Origin of the sequence: Mariniflexile sp. HMF6888 (genome assembly GCF_044335535.1) — a bacterium.
GTDB lineage: Bacteria > Bacteroidota > Bacteroidia > Flavobacteriales > Flavobacteriaceae > Mariniflexile.
The window spans coordinates 541,411-563,038 of the sequence record NZ_JBIQVZ010000002.1 but is presented as its reverse complement, the minus strand read 5'-3'; the positions used below and the strand labels follow the sequence as shown (position 1 = coordinate 563,038).

Annotated in this window: 15 protein-coding genes; 14 read left to right on the top strand and 1 reads right to left on the bottom strand. The window is 36.0% G+C overall.

Annotated elements, in window-relative coordinates:
- The first annotated feature begins 5 nt into the window (after positions 1-5).
- The 11 genes from ACGLWY_RS07690 to ACGLWY_RS07640 all read left to right on the top strand — a co-directional run bounded on the left by ACGLWY_RS07690 (position 6) and on the right by ACGLWY_RS07640 (position 16,884).
- Entirely contained in the window at positions 6-3,278 is a 3,273-nt protein-coding gene (locus tag ACGLWY_RS07690; RefSeq protein WP_396619096.1) for a DUF5107 domain-containing protein, read from the top strand.
- 195 nt (positions 3,279-3,473) lie between these two features.
- Positions 3,474-4,928, top strand: a complete 1,455-nt coding sequence (locus ACGLWY_RS07685) for a sialate O-acetylesterase (protein WP_396619095.1) — start codon at positions 3,474-3,476, stop codon at positions 4,926-4,928.
- A gap of 68 nt (positions 4,929-4,996) precedes the next feature.
- Entirely contained in the window at positions 4,997-6,394 is a 1,398-nt protein-coding gene (locus tag ACGLWY_RS07680) for a DUF4861 family protein (RefSeq protein WP_396619094.1), read from the top strand.
- Between the two features lie 270 nt (positions 6,395-6,664).
- Positions 6,665-7,381 carry an alpha/beta hydrolase gene (locus tag ACGLWY_RS07675; RefSeq protein ID WP_396619093.1) on the top strand — a complete coding sequence of 239 codons (717 nt, stop codon included), beginning with the start codon at positions 6,665-6,667 and terminating at the stop codon, positions 7,379-7,381.
- A 158-nt stretch (positions 7,382-7,539) separates the two neighbouring features.
- The gene (locus ACGLWY_RS07670; RefSeq protein WP_396619092.1) at positions 7,540-9,147 is read left to right on the top strand and encodes an FAD-dependent oxidoreductase; all 1,608 of its coding nucleotides are present in this window, start codon (positions 7,540-7,542) and stop codon (positions 9,145-9,147) included.
- 38 nt (positions 9,148-9,185) lie between these two features.
- Positions 9,186-9,338 carry an integrase core domain-containing protein gene (locus ACGLWY_RS07665; RefSeq protein WP_396619267.1) on the top strand — a complete coding sequence of 51 codons (153 nt, stop codon included), beginning with the start codon at positions 9,186-9,188 and terminating at the stop codon, positions 9,336-9,338.
- Positions 9,339-9,506: 168 nt separating this feature from the next.
- Positions 9,507-11,072 (top strand): glycoside hydrolase family 28 protein, encoded by a 1,566-nt coding sequence (locus ACGLWY_RS07660; RefSeq protein ID WP_396619091.1) that lies wholly within the window; start codon positions 9,507-9,509, stop codon positions 11,070-11,072.
- Between the two features lie 141 nt (positions 11,073-11,213).
- A complete protein-coding gene (locus ACGLWY_RS07655) occupies positions 11,214-12,806 on the top strand; it encodes an MGH1-like glycoside hydrolase domain-containing protein (RefSeq protein ID WP_396619090.1) in 1,593 nt (530 codons plus the stop codon).
- 12 nt (positions 12,807-12,818) lie between these two features.
- On the top strand, positions 12,819-14,264 hold the full coding sequence (locus tag ACGLWY_RS07650; RefSeq protein WP_396619089.1) for a DUF1080 domain-containing protein: 1,446 nt from the start codon (positions 12,819-12,821) through the stop codon (positions 14,262-14,264).
- Positions 14,265-14,282: 18 nt separating this feature from the next.
- Positions 14,283-15,629, top strand: coding sequence for a Gfo/Idh/MocA family protein (locus ACGLWY_RS07645; protein WP_396619088.1), 1,347 nt, complete (start codon positions 14,283-14,285; stop codon positions 15,627-15,629).
- Between the two features lie 52 nt (positions 15,630-15,681).
- Positions 15,682-16,884, top strand: a complete 1,203-nt coding sequence (locus ACGLWY_RS07640) for a Gfo/Idh/MocA family protein (protein WP_396619087.1) — start codon at positions 15,682-15,684, stop codon at positions 16,882-16,884.
- Positions 16,885-16,958: 74 nt separating this feature from the next.
- Here the strand turns inward: ACGLWY_RS07640 and ACGLWY_RS07635 are convergent, their stop codons facing one another.
- Positions 16,959-17,093, bottom strand: a complete 135-nt coding sequence (locus ACGLWY_RS07635; protein WP_396619086.1) for a hypothetical protein — start codon at positions 17,091-17,093, stop codon at positions 16,959-16,961.
- Between the two features lie 356 nt (positions 17,094-17,449).
- Here ACGLWY_RS07635 and ACGLWY_RS07630 point away from each other — a divergent pair, with 356 nt between their 5' ends.
- The 3 genes from ACGLWY_RS07630 (at position 17,450) to ACGLWY_RS07620 (ending at position 21,626) form a co-directional block, all read left to right on the top strand.
- A complete protein-coding gene (locus tag ACGLWY_RS07630; RefSeq protein WP_396619085.1) occupies positions 17,450-18,355 on the top strand; it encodes a helix-turn-helix domain-containing protein in 906 nt (301 codons plus the stop codon).
- A 202-nt stretch (positions 18,356-18,557) separates the two neighbouring features.
- On the top strand, positions 18,558-19,259 hold the full coding sequence (locus ACGLWY_RS07625) for an ABC transporter ATP-binding protein (protein WP_396619084.1): 702 nt from the start codon (positions 18,558-18,560) through the stop codon (positions 19,257-19,259).
- An 837-nt stretch (positions 19,260-20,096) separates the two neighbouring features.
- On the top strand, positions 20,097-21,626 hold the full coding sequence (locus tag ACGLWY_RS07620; protein ID WP_396619083.1) for an FtsX-like permease family protein: 1,530 nt from the start codon (positions 20,097-20,099) through the stop codon (positions 21,624-21,626).
- Positions 21,627-21,628: the final 2 nt, after the last annotated feature.

The window sequence follows — 21,628 nt, the reverse complement described above, 5'->3', positions numbered from 1 at the left end:
TTGACTTGAAGATCAGAATAAATACCCTTAATAAAGTGACTCAAATGGTATTGAAAAAAGAAAAATCATTGTGGTTTGTGCTTATTATATTTCTATTCTCAATAGATTATTTAATTGCCCAATCAACAATTTTAGAAACAAAAGAATCCATAAAGACATACCCATATAGTGATCCTAATATGATTGCTGCAATGGGGATTAACCATAACGCAGCTCGATATTATCCTTATTATATTTTCGATGGGTATGCTTCACATGGAGAATATAGGGATTGGAAAATTGTAGAACTGGAAAACCCTTATATAAAGGTGAAAGTACTTCCAGAAGTTGGAGGTAAAGTTATGGGAGCTATAGAAAAATCAACTGGTGAAGAGTTTGTGTATTTAAACCATGTTATGAAATTTAGGGCCATAGGAGTAAGAGGCCCATGGACTAGCGGAGGTATTGAACATAATTTTGGTTTAGATTTGGGGCATGCGCCATGGACCGCAGCTCCAGTAGATTATCTAATGAAGAATAATGAGGATGGAAGCGTAAGCTGTTTCGTTGGTGGAATTGATCTCGCATCACGTAGTCAATGGCGTGTAGAAATACGCTTGCCTAAAGATAAGGCCTATTTTGAAACACGAAGCCTATGGTATAATCCTACGCCTTTACATCATGCTTATTTATCATGGGAAAATGCAGCATATAAGGCTACTAATGATTTACAGTTCTTTTTTCCAGGGACACATCATATAAATCATAACGGTGGGGTAGCTCCATGGCCCATAGATAATGAGGGCCGTGATTTATCTTTCTATAAAAACAATAATTTTGGTACTGCCAAATCCTACCATGTAATGGGTACTTTCACGAACTGGTATGGTGGTTATTGGCATGACAAATCGTTTGGATTTGGTCATTGGGCTCCGTATGAAGATGCCCCGGGAAAGAAATTATGGATATGGCCCCTGTCCAGATCTGGAGGTATTTGGGAAGATCTCCTAACCGATAATGATGGTCAGTACATAGAAGCACAGTCTGGAGTAAAATTTAATCAGGCTGGGGAATTAGGAGGTTATCATAGTCCTTTTAACCAACTCTCCCTAGCTCCTTTTTATACAGAAACTAAAACTGATTACTGGTTCCCGGTCAAGGCAACAGGTGGAATGGTCGATGCTACACCATATGGGACTCTCAACGTTATACATAAAAATAATGACCTTACAATTTCCGTTAGTCCTATTTCCGAAATTAGTGACAGTCTAAAAGTGTTTGTTAACAAAAAAGAAATATATAGGGAGTTGCTTACATTGCTCCCAATGCAGAATTATAGTAAGACCATTTCCTTGCCTCTTAAGTTAAAGTATTCAGACGATTTGTCCGTAACTATTGGCAATAACCGATTGAGCTATTCGAATACTAATAAGTCGATAATAGATAGGCCCTTAAAATCAACCGATGAAAAAGCGCTTGGCTCTGCAGAACGTTTGTTTCGATTAGGAGAGGAAGAAAATGCCATGCGCGATTTTGAAAGTGCCATGCATTTTTATATGGAATGTATCTCGAAGGAGTCCACCCATAGTGACGCTTTGTCAAGAATTGCAGAACTGTACTACCGCAAAGGAGATTACGCTGAGGGGGTGAAATATGTTAAAAGAGTTTTGGAAAATAACACGTATGACGGTGGGGCAAATTATATGTATGGTGTATTGGAAAATAGCCTTGGTAACAAGGAAAGGGCTTTAGAAGCGTTCAGCGTATCTACTAGAACCATGGAATACCGATCAGGAGCCTATGCCCAAATGGCTTCTATTAAGATGCAACTAGGGGATTACCAAGGCGCAGCAAGTTGTGCAAAAAAATCAATTGAGTATAACCATTACAATTTAATGGCATACGAGCTCTTGGCAAGCTGTTATCGTAAGTTGAAGAATAATGAAGCTGCTAAAAAAATACTTGATGAACTTGTGCAGATAGATCCGTTGAGCCATTATGCAAATTTTGAAAATTATTCTTTAGACCCTACAGTTGACAATCTTCAAAAATTCAACGCGGCTATTAGAAATGAATTTCCCGCTGAAACCTATTTGGAACTGGCATTGCAATATGTTAGATCAGGTCTTGAACAGGACGCTATTAAGGTTTTGGAACAAGCACCAAAATACCCTACGGTTTATTATTGGTTGGCATACCTTAACAGAGATGTATCAGCGACGAAAAGTAAAGAATATCTTAATGAGGCCATCAAATTATCTCCTTTTTTAGTGTTTCCGTTTAGAATAGAGACCATTCCAGTATTACAGTGGGCACAGTTGCAACAGGCCTCATGGAAAAATGACTATTATCTAGGTCTTCTATATTGGGGAATTCTTGACATTGAGAAGGCAAAGCAACTCTTTAATGCTTGTGGGGAGAAACCGGATTATGCCCCATTTTATATTGCACGAAGTTTATTGATGCAAAAGAATTCTACTCCTGATAGAGCACTGTCAGATCTTAAAAAAGCTAATAGTATAAGCCCCAACGAATGGAGAACTTGGCATATGCTTAATGCATATTATAGAGGGAACGATCTCTTTGAAAAGGCTGTTGAAGACGCCAAAAAGGCCTATCATATATTTCCTGAAAATCCAATTATAGCTATGGATTATGCAAAATCATTGTTGCAAATAGAATCGTATGATCAAAGTTTAAAAGTACTGGACAAAATCCATTTTCTTCCTCAGGAAGGAGCTAGTGAGGGGCATGATATTTTTGTATTGGCCCATTTGTTAAATGCCATAAAGAAAGTAAAGAAAAAAAAGTATTCCGCAGCATTGAATGATCTCGTTTCGGCCCGGTTATGGCCCGAAAACTTAGGTACGGGGGAGCCTTATGACCCTGATTATAGACTTCAGGATTATATTTCAGTCTATGCAGAATCTAAGCTTGGTAACAAGAGCCATGTGGAGCAATTGGTTCAAGATATTATCGAATACTCACTTATTCCAGAGAATTGGAATCAAGGCAACCAGTTAAACAATTATATCAGTTTGACCATGTTAAAGAAAAGTGGGCGAAAAATGGAGGCTGACACCTTAATTGCTGATTGGTTAACCGAACAGGACTCCATTCGAAAGTGGAATCTAGGTAAAGGATCTTCTGCTTCTGAAGTGCAATGGGTATTGGCTAAGTATAAGGGATTGGAAAAAGAAGCAAATGATTTAAAATTAAAAATATTGACCAACGACAATTCAGGATTAAGCACTGTTTTTTTTGAAGCAATAAGAATTTTAGAAAAAGAGGAAGATTAAAATAGGTATAGCTTATTGGAACAAAAATGGTTTATTTCAGGAGTATAGGTTGTTAAACAACTAAATAATTTGGCAAAGATCATGAAGAACCCATATTGAAATAGATAGTTGTCTTATTGTGTTTCAAAAAATAACAAAGAAGAAGCTTATAATATTAGGCATGATACCGTAATTAAAAACATAACAATAATAATTATGAGAAGAGTTAAACTAATTTACTTATTAGCAGTATTTTTTTTACTATTTGTAGAATCAATTAAAGCAGAGGTTAAACTTCCTGCTATTGTGTCATCGAATATGGTTTTACAGCGCAATACTACAATTGCGCTTTGGGGCTGGGCTGAGCCTAATGAGAAATTCAAGATAAATACTACTTGGTTAGATGAGCCACTTAACATTCAAGCGAATAAAGATGGTAGTTGGCGTATTGATGTAAAAACAACTAGTAGCAAAGACCCTCAAACTATTACTATTAAAAGTGAAACTTCAGAAATTAGATTAGAAAATATATTATTTGGAGAAGTTTGGCTATGTTCTGGTCAATCTAATATGCAACAGCCTATAATGGGCTATGAAGGGCAACCAACATTCGGTTCTACAATGGCTATAGCGAAATCCAATAATGCCAATTTACGGCTTTTTACTGTTGACAGAATAGGTTCATTGGTGCCATTGCGAGACGTCGAAAAATTTACTGGCTGGGAACAGGCATCTCCAAGTAGTGTTTCGAGCTTTAGTGCTGTGGCTTATTTCTTTGGTCAGCAACTTCAGGAAATTTTGGATTGTCCTGTGGGTCTGATACATACTTCTTGGGGAGGTAGTTCGGTCCAAGCGTGGATAAGTAAAGAGGCAATGAGTTCTTATCAAAATATTAATTTAGACCATGTAGATATTACAAAAGGAACAAATCATATTCCTACGGCATTATTTAACTCAATGATTAATCCATTGATACCATATACTATAAAAGGTGTATTGTGGTACCAAGGTGAGTCTAACCGTAATGAACCTGAGAATTATGAAAAACTTTTTCCAGCCATGGTAAAAGATTGGCGATTACGTTGGGATATAGGTGATTTTCCATTTTATTATGTACAAATCGCCCCATATTTATATGGAAATAATGAGGTATTTCAAGAAAATGACAATAGTGCATTTATCAGAGAAACACAGTTGCAATGTCTAGATAAAATTCCAAATTCAGGCATTGCTATTGCCATGGACATCGGAGAAGAAAATTGCATTCACCCGCCTAAGAAAAAGGAAATTGCGGACAGATTATTGTTTAATGCCCTTAACCAAACTTATGGGTATAAATCAATAGATTATGCCTCTCCTGTATATGATTCACTAGAATTAAAGGATGAGGGTATAATTCTTAAATTTAAAAATGCTGAGACAGGTTTGTATTGTTATGATGAGCTATCAGGATTTGAAATTGCAGGAGATGATAAAGTGTTTTACCCTGCCAATGCCAAAATAGTGGATCGAAAGAATGTATTTGTTAAAAGCAGTATGGTACCTAATCCTGTAGCGGTTAGATATGCATGGTGTAACTGGACAATTGGAACCCTTTATGACACTAATCTTTTACCCGCTTCATCTTTCAGAACTGATAAATGGATTGATGCTACACGAAGTGGAAATTAGGACGCTATTGTTATTAACTAATGGCAAAAAGTAACACAATACATATATAAACAATAACAAATTTGATAATGTTTAGAACGAAGATAATTTTAAGTGCTGTCAAAGAAACAATATTTGTAATAAAAGGTTTAATAACTAAAGATATGGCTGGTTTATATTTTATAAGCAGATACCAATACAAAGATTTACTATCATTAGTGTTTTTAGGAGTATTCCTCCTCTTTTTTGGGTGTAATGGAGAAAGTGATGTGGTTCAAACCCTATATTTAACAAACAGTTCCATAATAGATTTGACAGATAAGGCCATATGTATTGATAGAGACGAGTTTAAGAAAGACTACAGTTTAAATCATTTTCCACTTTTGATCAGTGGAAAGGATACCATTCCATCACAAGTTAATGATCTTAACGGCGACGAGGTTTGGGACCAACTTTTCTTTGTTATAAACTTAGCGGCTAAAGAAAACAAAATGGTTCAACTTTTTTGGGTTAGTACTATTCCAGAATTTCCTGTAAAAACGAATGTTAGGTTTAGAAAAAGAGAAAGCAGGGACAAACTTGCAAAGCCGGCCAATGAAGAGATATTACTTGCAAACCAAGTTCCTGCGGCATTGGGATTTCAAAAATACCAAACCGATGGCCCTATGTGGGAAAATGATAAAGTAGCATTTAGGCATTACCTAGATGGCAGGAATGCCATCGATATTTTTGGAAAGAAAAACGCTGAAATTACGCCAAGTAATGTTGGAGTGGACAGTGTTGGGGTATTAAAAGATAATTACCACGTTATGCACTATTGGGGGAGAGACATTTTTCCGGTAGGTAATTCTATAGGCCTTGGAGGATTCGCACTACTTTCAGGAAATAAAATTGAAAGATTAGGCATCTTATCAAAAGACACTCTTAGTAATATTGAAAAAACAATTTTTAAAATTGTTGAGAATGGACCTATTAATTCCGTTTTAAGTTATGATTATCAGAATTGGAGATCTTCTTCTGGGAAAGTTTATAGGGCACAAGAAGTAACTTCCATTTGGCCAGGTATTTATGGGTATAAAAACACGGTTAAGATGGAAGGTTTGAAAAAAGAAGATTTATTACTAGTAGGGCTGTCTAATATTAACAACAGAAAACCATTGAAGGAAATAAAGGTTGGGAATTTCATTTGTCTTATTCAACATGATTCTCTAACCTATAATCGCCAATGGATTTTAGGGACAGCAATCATTGTTCCCAAGAAGGGGTATAATGGGTACATGGCAGCTCCTAAAGAGGGACAACTCACAGATTCCTATCTTGCAAAATTAAAGGTAGAAAATGGTGAACCCATCAGTTATTATGGTGTAGCTGGTTGGGAACTGAGTCAAGATCCAAATTTTAAGGATTCGACCTATTTCACTAATTATGTGACGAAACTTGCGAGTCAGCTTTCTACTGAAGTAACAGTCGAAATAAAGGAAAACTAGTAAATAAGTGACTTTCTGACCAATCTAAAATTTGGTAAAAGTAAAGGGTTATTAACTATGTTGTTAGTTTTTTAGGAATTTCATTTAGTTTCAAAAAATGGCGTTTATCAAAATTTTAGAAACTTAAAAAGATATTATGTCAATAAAAAATTTTGTTAAATTAATATAAATGAAAAAGTGAAAAACTATATAAGTGTTTTTTTTGTCGTAGTTGTTTTTTCTGTTTGTCAAGGAGCTAATGTTGATACTCTACAGGTTTATAGCATATCAATGCAAAAAAATATAAAAACCGTAGTCATAACACCTGAAAAAGATTCTTCAACTGGTATGTTACCAGTGGTTTATCTGTTACATGGAGCAAATGGAAACTATAGTGATTGGATTAAGAAAGTTGAAGGAATTAAGGAATATGCAGATAGCTTCAATATTATTATAGTATGTCCAGATGGAGGTAGTACCAGTTGGTATTTTGATAGTCCAATAGATACTTCTTCAAAATATGAAACTTTTATTTCAGCAGAATTGGTTAATGCTATCGATTCGAAATACAATACTATCAGGGACAGAAATGGCAGGGCAATAGTTGGATTGAGTATGGGAGGTCATGGAGCTTTATATTTAGCGTTTAGGCATCAAGACATCTATAGTGCAGTAGGGAGTATGAGTGGAGGTGTAGATATTAGGCCATTTCCCAATAGTTGGGATATTGAAAAACGACTTGGATCCTATTCCAAATTTACTGAAAACTGGGAGAGGAACACTGTAATTAATATGTTATATTTACTAAAGCCAAATGCACTTGAAATTATTTTAGATTGTGGAACTGAGGATTTCTTTTTCGAGGTAAATAAAAATCTACATCAACAACTTCTATATAGAAATATACCACACGATTTTATCGTACGTCCTGGTGGACATGATTGGGCATACTGGTCTAATTCGATAAAGTTTCAATTACTTTATATGGCAATTCATTTTAAAAGGTAGTTTTTATATAAGTTTTGTAGCTTTTGAAGCAAGTGACTTGCATTTGAATACAATGCTGAGAGTATGAAGCTACTAGTAGATTAAGGAATGGGCTGCTAACATATTTAAACAATTATTGACAAATGATAAATACTAAAATTTTAATAATTTATTTTATAATGCTTGCATGCCTCGTGGAGGTTGGGCACAGCTTTCAGACAACAGGTAGTAAATTTGATACTGATATATGCATTCTTGGAGGAAGTGAAGCAGGATTTACCGCAGCAATTCAAGCATCTAGATTAGGAAAAAAAGTGGTCCTTATTGAACCAACCGGTCATGTAGGTGGAATGTTGGTCGAAGGCATCGCAAGGGATATTGGTTTTGGTAGTGCTTGTGTTATTGGGGGAATAGCGCGTGAGTTTTATATTGCTGTTGAAAAATATTATGGACTAGAACCTGAATTTGACAACCCTGATTGGTACTCAAAATATGAACCTTCTGTCGCTGAAAGAATAATTGAACAAATGCTCGATAAGGAAAGGAACATTACAATCATAAGAAAAAGTCGGATAAAAGAACAAAATGGAGTTGTAAAAGTAGGGAATAAGATAACAAAGGTGATTCTAGAAAATGGGGTAGAAATAGAAGCAAAAGTTTTTATTGATGCTTCCATTGAAGGGTATTTGCTTCATTTTTCAGGAATTACAACTGAAACAATTCGTGAAGGAAATACAAAATATGGAGAAACTATAAATGGGGTGCAAGGAGAAAATAAGTTTAAGCAATTTTTAGTGAAAGTAGATCCGTATATCATTGAGGGTGATTCAACAAGTGGGCTTATTAAAACAATTCAAAATGGAAAGTTAGGAAAGCATGGCGACCCTAGTAAGTTCATACAAGGTTTCTGTTATAGGATGTGCTTAACAAAAGAAAAGAACAATTGTATTCCAATTACAAAACCAAAAACCTATAATTCTGACTGGTATGAAATTTATAGGAGGTATTTAAAAAAAGGAGGCGTACTATTTAAGCCAGACCCCTATCGTCACAATGGAAAAACAGATGTTGGCAGTTGGCATGATCTTTCAGCCAATCTTTATGGTGAAAATTGGCAGTATCCAACAGGTAACTATAAAACACAAGATAGCATCGTTCAGTATCACCGTGATTTTACTATGGGACTACTTTGGTTTTTGCAAAATGATGCTAGTATAGATAGCCTTACAAGAGCCAATTGGGAAGGGTGGGGATTACCCAAAGATGAATTCACGGATAATGGACATTGGCCCCGACGCTTATATATTAGAAGTGCAAGACGCATGGTATCTGATTATATTATTACTGAACACAATACAAATATTAATACGCTTGATACAGTTTCTGACCCTGTCGCAATTGCTTGGTGGCCTCCTGATATGCATCATGCGCGAAGAATTGTAAAAAATGGTTATGCCTACAATGAGGGATTCACCCAAGTAGGAGACAATAAAAACTGGAAACCTTTTAAAATTTCCTATAGGGCTACGATACCAAAGAAACGAGAATGCACCAATATAATTACTCCTACCTGTCTTTCATCCAGTTATGTAGGATATGGTAGCATCAGAATTGTTCCAACTTTTATGATGTTGGGGCAAAGTACAGGAGTTGCTGCGGCTATTGCTATAGATGACAATATTTCTCTTCAAGATGTGCCGTATAGTACTTTAGGAGAAATGCTTATTTATAATAAACAGATTCTAAAAATTCCAAATAATTGGAAAGAAATAATTGGAAAGAAATAATATCTTCAAATGACAAATAATAAAATAGAAAATACAATATATACAAGCCGGGCAAATTGGTACAAAATGCATTTTTGGATGGTTTAAACAGATTTTACAGAGAAGATGTCCTTGACGCCTATTGGTTCAACGAGCTGCATCAAGTAAGAAAATTGACTAGTAAATGGATGGAAGATTATAATTATAAATAGCCTTATTCATCTTTGGGAAACCTACCTCCTAAAGTGTATAAAAGCAGTTTGGGAAAAGAATTCTTCCCCCAAACCGATGAAATTGATCAAAAATTGTTGAATTTAACATTGTTCTAAAAAAGTGAAGCCTGCATGCCCATTAAAACTCAAACATTTTAAATTATTGACATGTACAAAAAACAACTACAAGCACTCTTTTTGTCAGTTTCATTTATTGGATTGAACTGCATTTATTCCTTTGGACAAGAAAAAAAGGAATACCTAATCGTAAATTTTGGTGCAATAGGTGACGGAAAAACACTCAATACAGAAGCCATTCAAAAAGCAATAGATTTTGCTTCCGAAAATAATGGGGGGAAGGTAATTGTACCTAAAGGCAAATACCTTACGGGAACTTTTGAAATGAAAAGCAATGTGGAACTACATTTAAATGAAAATGCAATCTTATTAGGAAGTACAAACCCCAGACATTATGCCAGTTTGGAAATGAAGGGGCGGCCAGAAAGTCCAAAAAAAGATGATAACTCTCAATTGGCTCTTATAGTCGCATATAAAGCTGATAATATCTCAATTTCAGGAAAAGGAACCATAGATGGACAGGGCAGAGCACTTGCTATAAACATTGACAGTCTTCATCATGCAGGTATTGTCATTGACCCTGATTACTCTACCTTGTTAAACAGACCCAATGAGAAAATGAGGCCAAAACTCATTCGTTTTTCAACTTGTAATACTGTTAATATTTCAAAAATAAGCTGCAAGAATTCAGCTTGCTGGGGTTTGTCATTTGAGTTATGTAACAACCTAACATTGGATAGTTTAACTATTTATAACCGAGCGTATTGGAATAATGACGGAATGGACATTACAGACTCCAGAAATGTTAGGGTCACTAATTGTGATGTTAATTCAGCAGATGATGGCATCTGTTTAAAATCATATTATCCAGGCTTTTATAATGATTCTATTTATATAGCGAATTGCACAATCCGCTCAGGAGCCAGTGCTATAAAATTTGGAACCGCTTCGTACGGAGGTTTTAAAAACATTACCATAAACAATATTAAGGTATTTGATACATTCCGTTCAGCGGTAGCACTTGAATCTGTTGATGGTGGAATCATTGAAGATATCAAGGTTTCAAATGTCATTGCAGAAAACACAGGAAATGCTATTTTTATTCGCCTAGGATATCGCGGAGGGGAAAAACCTGGAATTATTAGAAACATTCACATAACCAATATGAAGGTTAAGGTTCCATTTGGTCGTCCGGACATGGACTACGATATTCGTGCTATGGAATATGGACATCACAATACCATACCATCTTCCATTACTGGAATTCCAGAACATTATGTGCAGAATGTTCTTCTTGAGAATATTGAAATCACCTATCCTGGGCGAGCATCTAAGGGGCAGGCATATTTCCCTTTGAGCAGACTAAATCAATTTCCTGAGAAAATTAAAGATTATCCTGAATTTTCAATGTTTGGTGAGCTTCCAGCATGGGGGATTTATGTACGCCATGCAACAGGTATTAAAATGAAAAATGTACTCTTAAAATTAGAAGAGAGTGACTTTAGGCCAGCTTTAGTATTTTATGATGTTAAAAGTATTGACCTATATAAACTCAAATTACCTAATAATCTGAATACCCAACAAATAATTTTAAAAGATTTTGCCGAGTTCAAAATGATTCCAAAGGAAGATAACCAACTTCGGGTAATTGAGTAAACTATTAACCATCATGCACACCACAATGTATCCTATGAAAAGCACTAGCCTTGTTCCCCAAAGTTAGTTGCTCGTTTGCTAGCTTCTCTCGCATCACAACTAATCATACATAAACGTTATGGTCAATGTAAAATGAAAAATATGACAAACAAATTGATTTATTCATTATGGAGAATTTCTTTAATTGGAGTTCTGACTTTCTTTTATTCTTTTAAAAGTTATTCCCAACCTTATTATCCAACTTATGTAAAAAATGAACTGGTCAAACAGAATATTTTTAAAACTATTGCGCCGGATACTACATTGCCCCCATCATTTCAAAGTAGCAGGGAGAAACTACCAGAACCTATATGGAGTAAACGACCAGATGTGATAAAATGCTATTGGAAAACATGGGAAATAGCCTTTTCAAATCTTAAGCAGGTTAATAATGAAAATGGCTTTATATCACCATATATTGACCCGGCATTTAACGGCGATATTTTTATGTGGGATTGTTCCTATATGACTATGTTTGGAAAATACGCCAAAGCAGCTTTCAATTTTCAGAATACATTGAATAATTTCTATGCAAAACAACATCCAGATGGATTTATTTGTAGGGAGATTAGAGAATCAGATGGAACAGATGTTTTTGAACGTTTTGACCCATCAAGTACAGGGCCAGATATTATGCCATGGGCCGAGTGGGAATATTTTAAAAATTTTAATGATATAGAACGGCTAAAAAATGTTTTTCCAGTTCTTTTAGCGTATTTCGATTGGTATTCAACGTATCGCACATGGCCTGATGGTACTTATTATTCAAGTGGCTGGGGCTGTGGGATGGACAATCAACAACGCGTTCCAGAGAACTATAATGCCGAATTTAGCCATGGCTTTATGTCTTGGATTGATATTTCGTTTCAAGAAGTATTTGCAGCAAATATTCTTATTGAGATGGCCAAAGTATTGGGCCGTGAGCTTGATGTTGATTTTGTGAAAAATCAAAGAGACAAGCTCTCAGACCAAATAAATAATTTTATGTGGGACGATTCGAAAAAGTATTATTTTGATCGTTTCAGAAATGGAGAATTGAGCAATACAAAAAGTATCGCTTCATACTGGGGGCTATTGGCTGGTTCAGTTCCAAAAAACAGAATAGATGTTTTAGTGAAACATTTACAAGACACATCAATGTTTGAACGAAAACACAGAGTGCCAACTTTAGCTGCCGATGATCCAAATTTTAATTCAAATGGAGGTTACTGGAATGGAGCTGTTTGGGCACCAACAAACTATATGGTATTGAGAGGACTAACAAAATATGAGTTTGATTCTTTAGCTTACCAAATAGCATTTAATCATGTGAATAATGTAGTGGAAGTATTTAACAAAACAAATACTCTTTGGGAAAACTATTCACCAGATAAAGTACAAGGGAATGACCATTCAAATTTTGTTGGTTGGACTGGTTTAGCCCCAATCAATGTTTTATTTGAATACGTATTTGGTATTCGTCCTAATATTCAAAATAATGAACTATTAATTGATGTTAATCTGACTGATGAATATGGGATTAAACACTATCCTTATGGCATAAATGGCAGTGTAGATATACTTTGCAGGAAAAGAAAAAGCGTAAAGGAAAAACCTTTAATTATGATAATTACAAATGTGCCGCTTAAGTTAATTGTAAAATGGTCAGGTGGGAAATTAGAAAAAGAGATTAATGAGGGTAAAACAAATTTATAAAAATTGAAAAAAATGGCTAAATCAAAATTTTTGTTATTCATGAATATGAAAAAACTAACAATGGTAGTAATGTTTGGGCTTTGCCTTTTTACTGTGCGAGCCCAGGAAAAAAACTGGACAGACCTTTTCAATGGCAAAGACCTGAGCGGCTGGAAACAGCTCAACGGCAAAGCAAAGTATACAGTAGAAAATGGCGAGATCGTGGGGACGACGGTGGCTGACACCCCCAATTCATTTTTAGTGACTGATAAAAGCTACGGTGATTTCATCTTGGAGCTGGATCTGTTGGTCGACAGCGATATGAACTCAGGAATCCAAATCCGAAGTGAAAGCACACCTGATTATATGAATGGCCGTGTTCATGGGTATCAATGCGAAGTTGATCCTTCTGCTCGTGCTTGGAGCGGTGGTATTTATGACGAGGCACGCCGGGGCTGGCTGTATCCATTGGATATGAATCCTAAAGGAAGGGCTGCCTTCCGTAACGGACAATGGAATCATTACCGTATTGAGGCCATCGGTAATTCGATTCGCACCTGGGTCAATGGAATCCCCTGTGCCGATTTGGTTGATGACATGACCCACGAAGGGTTTATAGCACTGCAAGTACATGCCGTGAACGATCCATCACATATTGGCAAGCAAATTCGATGGAAAAATATTCGTATACAAACTGGTGATCTGATACAAAGCCCATGGACAATGGTTCCCGTGGTAAATCTGATACCGAATAATCTTTCTCCGGAAGAACGCGCCCAAGGTTGGCAATTGTTATTTGATGGAAAAACAACCAATGGTTGGCGTGGTTCCGGTAAAGCCGGTTTTCCTACAAGAGGTTGGAAAGTGGAAAACGGTGAACTGATTGTGGAAGAAGGGAACGGTGGTCAATCCCAGAATGGTGGAGATATCGTGACTGAGGACGAATATTCCACCTTTGAAGTTCAATTGGATTTCAAAATCACAGAAGGTGCCAATAGCGGGATTAAATACTTTATTACCGAAAAATATGGATCCAAAGAATCAGCCATCGGACTGGAATATCAGGTACTGGATGATGAGCGGCACCCCGATGCCAAGCTGGGGACAGACGGTAATCGGACAGTTTCTTCGCTGTATGACCTGATCCCGGCCAATAAAAATAAGATCGTCAATAAGCCCGGTGAATGGAACCATGCCCGTATCGTTGTCAGTGGCACCCGCCATGAAGAATGGCTGAAAGGCAACAACCTAGAGACAATCGATTTTGTGGGCGCTCATGTGGAGCATTGGCTGAACCACCGAAAAGTATTGCAGTACGAACGTGGAACACAAGCTTTCTATGCCCTGGTAGCCCGAAGCAAATATGCCCATTGGGACGGATTCGGCAGTTGGCAATCCGGACACATCCTTTTGCAGGACCATGGCAATGAGGTCCACTTCAAGAGTATTAAAATTCGCAAATTAGATCCAAACCAATAACCTTAAAAACTAGGTATAATGAGTTCAAACCGAAGAGATTTTATAAAAAAAGCAGCAGTGGGGACTGTAGGAATGGCCTTAAGCAATAGTATAAATGCCATGTCAGCCAAAAGTTATTCAAAAATCATAGGGTCAAACGACAGAATACACATAGCCATTCAAGGATTGGGAAGACGCTATGGGGCTTATATAGAGGCTATAGCAGACAAGAAAAACAACGTTGAGCTCATATATTTGTGTGATGTCATGAAAAGCCAACGTGAAAAAGCTGCTATGGCATTTTCAAAAGTTATTCAAAATAAACCTATACTGGAAAATGATATCAGGAACATAATGAATGATAAAAAGGTGGATGCCATTTTTATGGCAACACCAGATCATTGGCATGCACCAGGTGCTTGTATGGCTATGCAGGCAGATAAACATGTGTATCTAGAAAAATCATGCAGCCATAATCCAGAAGAAGGCGAATTGTTGGTTGCCTATCAAAAGAAATATAATAAAATAGTCCAAATGGGAAACCAACAACGATCCTCTTTAGAATCCATTGAAATCATAAATGAGATTCATAATGGTATCATAGGTGATGCTTATAGGGCGGTAGCTTTTTACCAAAATTCCAGGGGCGATGTTCCTCTTCAGAAAAAGGCAGCTCCACCTGAAGGCTTGGATTGGGAATTGTTTCAAGGTCCAGCCCCTAGAAGAGAATATACCGATAATACTTGGGATTATAACTGGCATTGGTATGGATGGGATTATGGAACAGCTGAAATGGGTAATAATGCTACCCATGAATTGGATATTGCCCGTTGGGCTTTGGATGTGAAATATCCATTACATGTTGATGTTTATTCAGGCAAATTCCAATATAAGGATGATGGATGGGACATGTACGATACCATGGAAGCAACGTTTAGGTTTTCTAATAATAAAACCATACAATGGGACGGACAAAGCCGAAACGGTTATGATAAGTTTGGATTAGGTAGAGGAACCATTATTTATGGGTCTAAAGGCTCTGTTTATATAGACCGTTTAGGATATAAATTATATGATTTAAAAGGGAAACTGATAAAAGAGAACATTTCAGAAGTAGCCGAAGGAGGCGTTGCTTTAGGTGGCGGCGGTGATTTGTCAACACGTCATGCAGTCAACTTTTTTGATGCTATCCGAGGGAAGACTGAACTAAAATCCCCTATAGAAGAAGGGGCCATTAGCCAAATGTTGACCCACTATGCCAACATCGCATCAAGAATTGATAATTCCTTTGAAGTCGATGAAAAAACAGGACGTATTTTTGACAGGGAAGCCATGAAATTATGGTCAAGAACTTATGAACCAGGTTGGGAGATTAAACCTGTTTAAAATCAATAATTATCCATCGAATTTTGAAAAGCTTCAATCATAAAAAAAATACATGAAAAGAAGAGAATTTATAATAAAAGGCTCCATAGCATCGGCAGCTATAGGAACATCTGCATTGGCAATGGGCAATATGCTTGATTTCAAAAATGCCAACGAAACTTTAAACTTAGGTGTTATAGGTTCTGGAGACAGGGGTACAGGAATGATATTGAATATCAATAAAATTAAAAACTTTAATGTAATTGCTTGTTCCGATGTTTTACCTTTTAGATTGGAAAATGGTTTAAAAGCAATAAACGGTAAAGCAAAAGGATACAATGATTATCGTAAATTATTAGATGATAAAGATGTTGATGCCATATTGGTATCTACACCATTTAGCACACATTTACAAATAGCCATAGACGCGCTAGATGCCGGTAAACATGTTTATTGTGAAAAAGCAATGGCAAAGGGCTATGATGGTATTCAAAATCTGGTAGAAAAAGCCAACCAATCCAACACAATATTTCAAACAGGTCATCAATACCATAGTTCCAGATTATATTCCCATGTGGTTGAACTTATTAAAAATGGAAAAATAGGAAAAATAACCGCTTTTGAATGCCAATGGAACCGCAATGGAAATTGGAGACGTCCGGTTCCGAAACCAGAGCTGGAAAGAGCTATTAATTGGCGAATGTATCGTGAATTTTCAGGTGGTTTGGTAGCCGAACTTTGTTCGCACCAAATAGATTTTGTAAACTGGGTATTAGGAGAAATGCCAAATCAAGTTATGGGAACCGGTGGCATTGATTATTGGAAAGATGGCCGAGAAACCTATGACAACATTCACTTGATTTACAATTATCCAAGTGGCGTAAAAGCAACATTTACTTGTCTGACAAGCAATGCTAAAGATGGCTATAAAATAAAAGTAATTGGTGATAAGGGTACTATCATATTAGATTATGCTAAGGCATGGTTTTACCCAGAAAGGGGTAATAAAAAAGAAATGGGCACTTTGGATGGCGTTTCTGGAGCGACCATAAAATGGAAACAAGGTTTGGGGATTCCTATTGAAATAGTACATAAAGAACCTAGTGAACAAGCCTTAATTGATTTTAGGGATAACATTAATTTTAATAAAAAACCAATTTCCAATGTTACAACGGGAGCCAATACTGCTATTTGTGTGCAGATGGGACTAGATGCTATGTATGGTAATAAAATTGTTAGCAGTCCTGTTTTTTATTCGAAGAGAATAAAAGGCTAGTAGCTCAAATTCAAGATTAGTTTAAAAGGCTTATTTTTTTAACTCAGTTTTTCTTATATTATCCATAGCTTTCATCAGATATTGTCTAATTCATCAAATAAATTTCCTTCATTTTTTTTTCCTTCGTCTTTAATAGTAGCACCATTAATTTTATAATCTAAATTCTTTATATCAAATCCAAGATGTAGATGTTTTGTTGATGATTGCATACCACAGACTAAGCCATTCTCATGCGGTAAATTTGAATGCTATTGGAACATAATTCAACTAAGACTATTGATATATGCACATGTAGCTACAAAAACATTTGTGAAGGAGAAAGATTTATTACTTTAGTTGCCATAATGAAAATGTAGTCACATTAATAGCTAAAAGGAATTGTTACCTGCAAGTATAAAAAAGCTTTACTAAATAAACCAAACAAATATTTGTAACAAATAAGCAATAATTGAAAAACTTTATAGATGAAGAAAATTTTAGTATTTAATGAAATTAAAATTTTAACACAACTTCATAGTTTTATTTTTTAACCATTAATTGTAAAGAAAAAGTGAACAACCGAAAAGTGGAATTGGAAAGAATCGATAAGGTAGTCATGTACATTTGGCAACATTTGGATCAGGAGCTTAAGTTGGAAAAACTGGCAGCCACTGGACACTATTCACCTTATCATTTTCTCCGAGTATTTAAATCGGTTACTGGTGAAACTCCCAACAAATATATTACTCGTTTGCGGATGGAATCTGCTGCACATACCATTATTTTAAATCCTGAAAGACCCATTTTAAATATTGCCATGGAAGTGGGCTATCAATCGTTGGAATCTTTTTCCAGGGCATTTAAAGCGTTTTATTCCATAAGTCCACAGAAATTCAAAACCAGTGAGCAATCTGAGAAATTAACCATCATACAAAAAAGAAATTTGAATTCTTTTATCCATAAAATTATTCAGGCAAGTGATAATGGTCAAACACCAAATCATTCCAATGAAAATGATTATCCCGATGTTGAAATTTTAAAGCTTCCGGAACAAAAACTCATAACATTTCAAACCTATATGGTTTCTTTGGAAAAGCTTACCGATGGTTTTAAAAATATGACACGCTGGGCAACAGCACATGACCAAATAGAAGAGGGGCAGTACCCTTTTGGCATGTTAAATGATTTTCCTCTTTTCACTCCCCTAGATAAGTGCCGCTTTCTTGTTTGTATTCCTGTTAAGTATAAAGATTTGGTAACAAAACCTATGCACTATCTTGAAATACCTCCCCGAAAATATTCTAAATTTATTTGCAACGGTGATATCGATAATATTATAAGAGTCATGATTTACGTTGCCCACCAATGGCTTCCTGAAGCAGGGTACAAGGTTATAAATGAAATGGCAATGATGATCCCTATCAATAATCCCTCTAAAATTCCTTTCAACAAAAACACCTATGAAATCCTGATGCCAATCGTTCCTGCATAATGTCTGTGAGAAGCTCCGCTTTTATCAGACATTTCAAAATAGCAAGAATTGTTAAGTGATTCGCAATAAAAGTATAATATAGGAAAAGCATACCCATTTTCTTTGTACTAATTTTTACTACAATAGACTTTGGCTGAAATTTTAAGAAACCATTTCAATTTGAAATTTACTTATCTTGAAGCTAGACAAAAAAATCACACAGATGGGAAAACCTATTATTACTTTACAAAATGTATCGAAAGAGTTCAACTTAAAAGAAAGATATTTTACTGCATTAAAACACATTGATCTAAACATTGTTGAAGGTGAATTTCTGGCGATTACTGGCAAATCGGGTAGCGGAAAATCCACGTTGCTCAACATGCTCACAGGAATTGACCGACCGACTCAGGGGACGATTCAGGTAAACGGTATAAATATCAACCACTTAAATGAAAGCAAACTAGCTCAATGGCGTGGCATTAACATTGGCATTGTATTTCAATTTTTTCAGTTGATTCCAACACTTACAATAGGTGAAAACCTGATGTTGGCCATGGAGTTTGTCAATACCATTCCCAAAAAAGAAAGGTTAAATAGAACTGCTCAATTACTTGAACAAGTTGGAATTCTTGAACAAATAGACAAAATGCCAGCAACATTATCAGGAGGCGAACAGCAACGGGCAGCTATTGCAAGAGCCCTGGCCAATAATCCTTCCATAATAGTTGCTGACGAACCTACAGGTAACCTAGACAGCAAAACAACAAACTCTATCAATACACTTTTTAGTTCATTGGCCTCATCGGGTAAAACGGTAATTGTGGTTACACACGAAAAAGAAAGTGTACAGAAATACCATCGCACCATTACAATTTCCGATGGTTCAATAATAGCTGAAAACCATAAAAATAAATACGTATGAACATGAAGTTTAAAAAAGCATTTCGGGAACTGACCATCAATCCGAAACGTACATTATTGGTTGTTTTTGCTCTTTTTCTTGGTATTTGGGGAGTTGGAACGGTATTGGTTTCATACTCCATACTAACCAAAGACTTAAATACCAATTATCAGAGTACGCATCCAGCGCAAGTTATATTTCATTCCAAAGATTTCGATCGTTTAAGCCTAACTGGGTTTATATCTCTACCAGAAGTCGAAACTGCAGAACTACGTGATTATTCCATGCAAAGAATTGAAATTTATCCTGATGTATGGGTTCCCCTTTGGCTTTACGGCATAGAAGATTTCAACAAATTTGAATTAGCTAAAGTATTCCCATATGAAGGAGAGAAAGTCCCTTTACCTGGAACCATACTCATTGAACGGGATGGAAAGCTTGTTTCGGATATACGTATAAACTCAAAACCAAATGTCCGTATAGAAAACAGAAATTTGCATATCCCCATTAGTGGAATTTGCTACGACCCAGCACAGGCTCCAGCAACGCAGGATGCCTTTATTTATGGTTATACGGATAAAAAAACATATTCGCAACTTACCGGGTTACCCAACAATCACCGATTAATTGCCCGTCTAAACAATGTAAATTCTGCCAGTGATGTAAAAAAGGTAGCCGAAATATTGATTAAAAAACTGAAGAAAGAAGGGATAACAGTAAATTCAATGGATATTCCAAAATTTAATGAACATCCACATCAATGGCAATTAAATACGCTATTGTTTCTAATAGGAACTATCGGGTTACTGGCATTTATCATGGGAAGCAGTGTTAGTTTCACAGTTAATTCGGGCCATTATGGCAAGTCAAATCAAGCAAATAGGTATTTTAAAATCTATAGGATCCTCACAGTACAAAATATTTCAGATTTATTTGATCATGCTTGTACTTATGGGATTAATTGCTGGCATTATAGGAGTTCCCTTGGCAATCACAACCGGCAAAGCATTTTCCTATTTTGTTGCTGGAAAACTGAATTTTGATATCCTCACTACTTCAGTGCCTTTATATGTTGTTATTTTACTAATGCTAGCCAGTGTTTTGTTACCAGTTTTGTTATCGTTCTTTATCCTGTTAAAAGGAACTGGAATAACAGTGAAAGAAGCTCTTTCAGATTATGGCATCAAACAAAATATACGAAGTAGCAAATGGAATTCTTTGCAAAATAAACGTCTGTCTGGCATATTCCTTTTGGCAGTCCGAAACACTGGAAGAAACAGCAGGAGATTGATTGTGACTATTTTAGCTATGTCGCTTGGAGTAGCCATCTTCAGTACTGGTTTTAATGTGAGACAATCCCTATGGAACCTATTACAAGGGTTAAAAAGTGAATTAAGATATGATATTCAAGTTGTTATAAACAAGCCCATTCCTAGAGAAGATGCCATACGTCCTTTTCTATCCCTGAAAAATGTTGACACAGTTGAAATGTGGGTAGGTGGCCGAGGAGAAATTGAATCGAAAGTGGCTTCAACCGAGAAAGGAGCTGGAATTGTAGCGCTTCCTTACCAAAGTAAAATGCTCAGGTTAGCTATAGAAACAGGTCATTGGATTAATTCCCCTAATGAATTACAAATTGTAATGAACCAACAAGCCATGTCTCTCTATGAAAATCCGGAAGTTGGCAGTATTGTAACAATAACCATCGATGGTGAAATATTAAATGCTAAACTGGTAGGTGTTGCCCGGCAGTTTGAAAAGGCTAAAATTTATATGGATATCAACCAATATGATTCCCAATTTAATCCCAATCACTATGCAAATAGTTTGATGTTCGTGGCAAAGTATGGCGACTATGACCAGGTAATTGCTTTAAAAAAGAATATTGAAAAAGCCATTAAAACATCAAATTTAAATATACTCTACGTGATGTCGCAGGCAGAAAGAGTAAAGATTATTTACGATCATTTAAATATTATATTATCCACGATTCTTATCCTTTCTTTTATGGTTTTACTGGTCAGTGCTGTAGGAATGGCATCAGCGACAGGTATAAATATATGGGAACGCACCCGTGAAATTGGAGTAATGAGAGCCATTGGTGCAATACCCAGAAAAATTTACAGGTTATTTGTATATGAAGGGTTCATTGTTAGTGTTTTTAGCATGGTCCTGGGATTAATTCTCGCTTATCCGCTTAGTAAGCTCGCGGCCATTTTTTTTGGGGAATTAATGCTAGGAAAAGAAGCCGTTTTACAATATGCTTTCAGCTATTCTGGCTTTTGGATAACCTTGATAGTTACAATTGTTTTTGGTTGGCTGGCAAGCAGAATTCCAGCAAAATCAGCCATTAAAATACCTGCACATAAAGCATTATCGTACGAATAAAA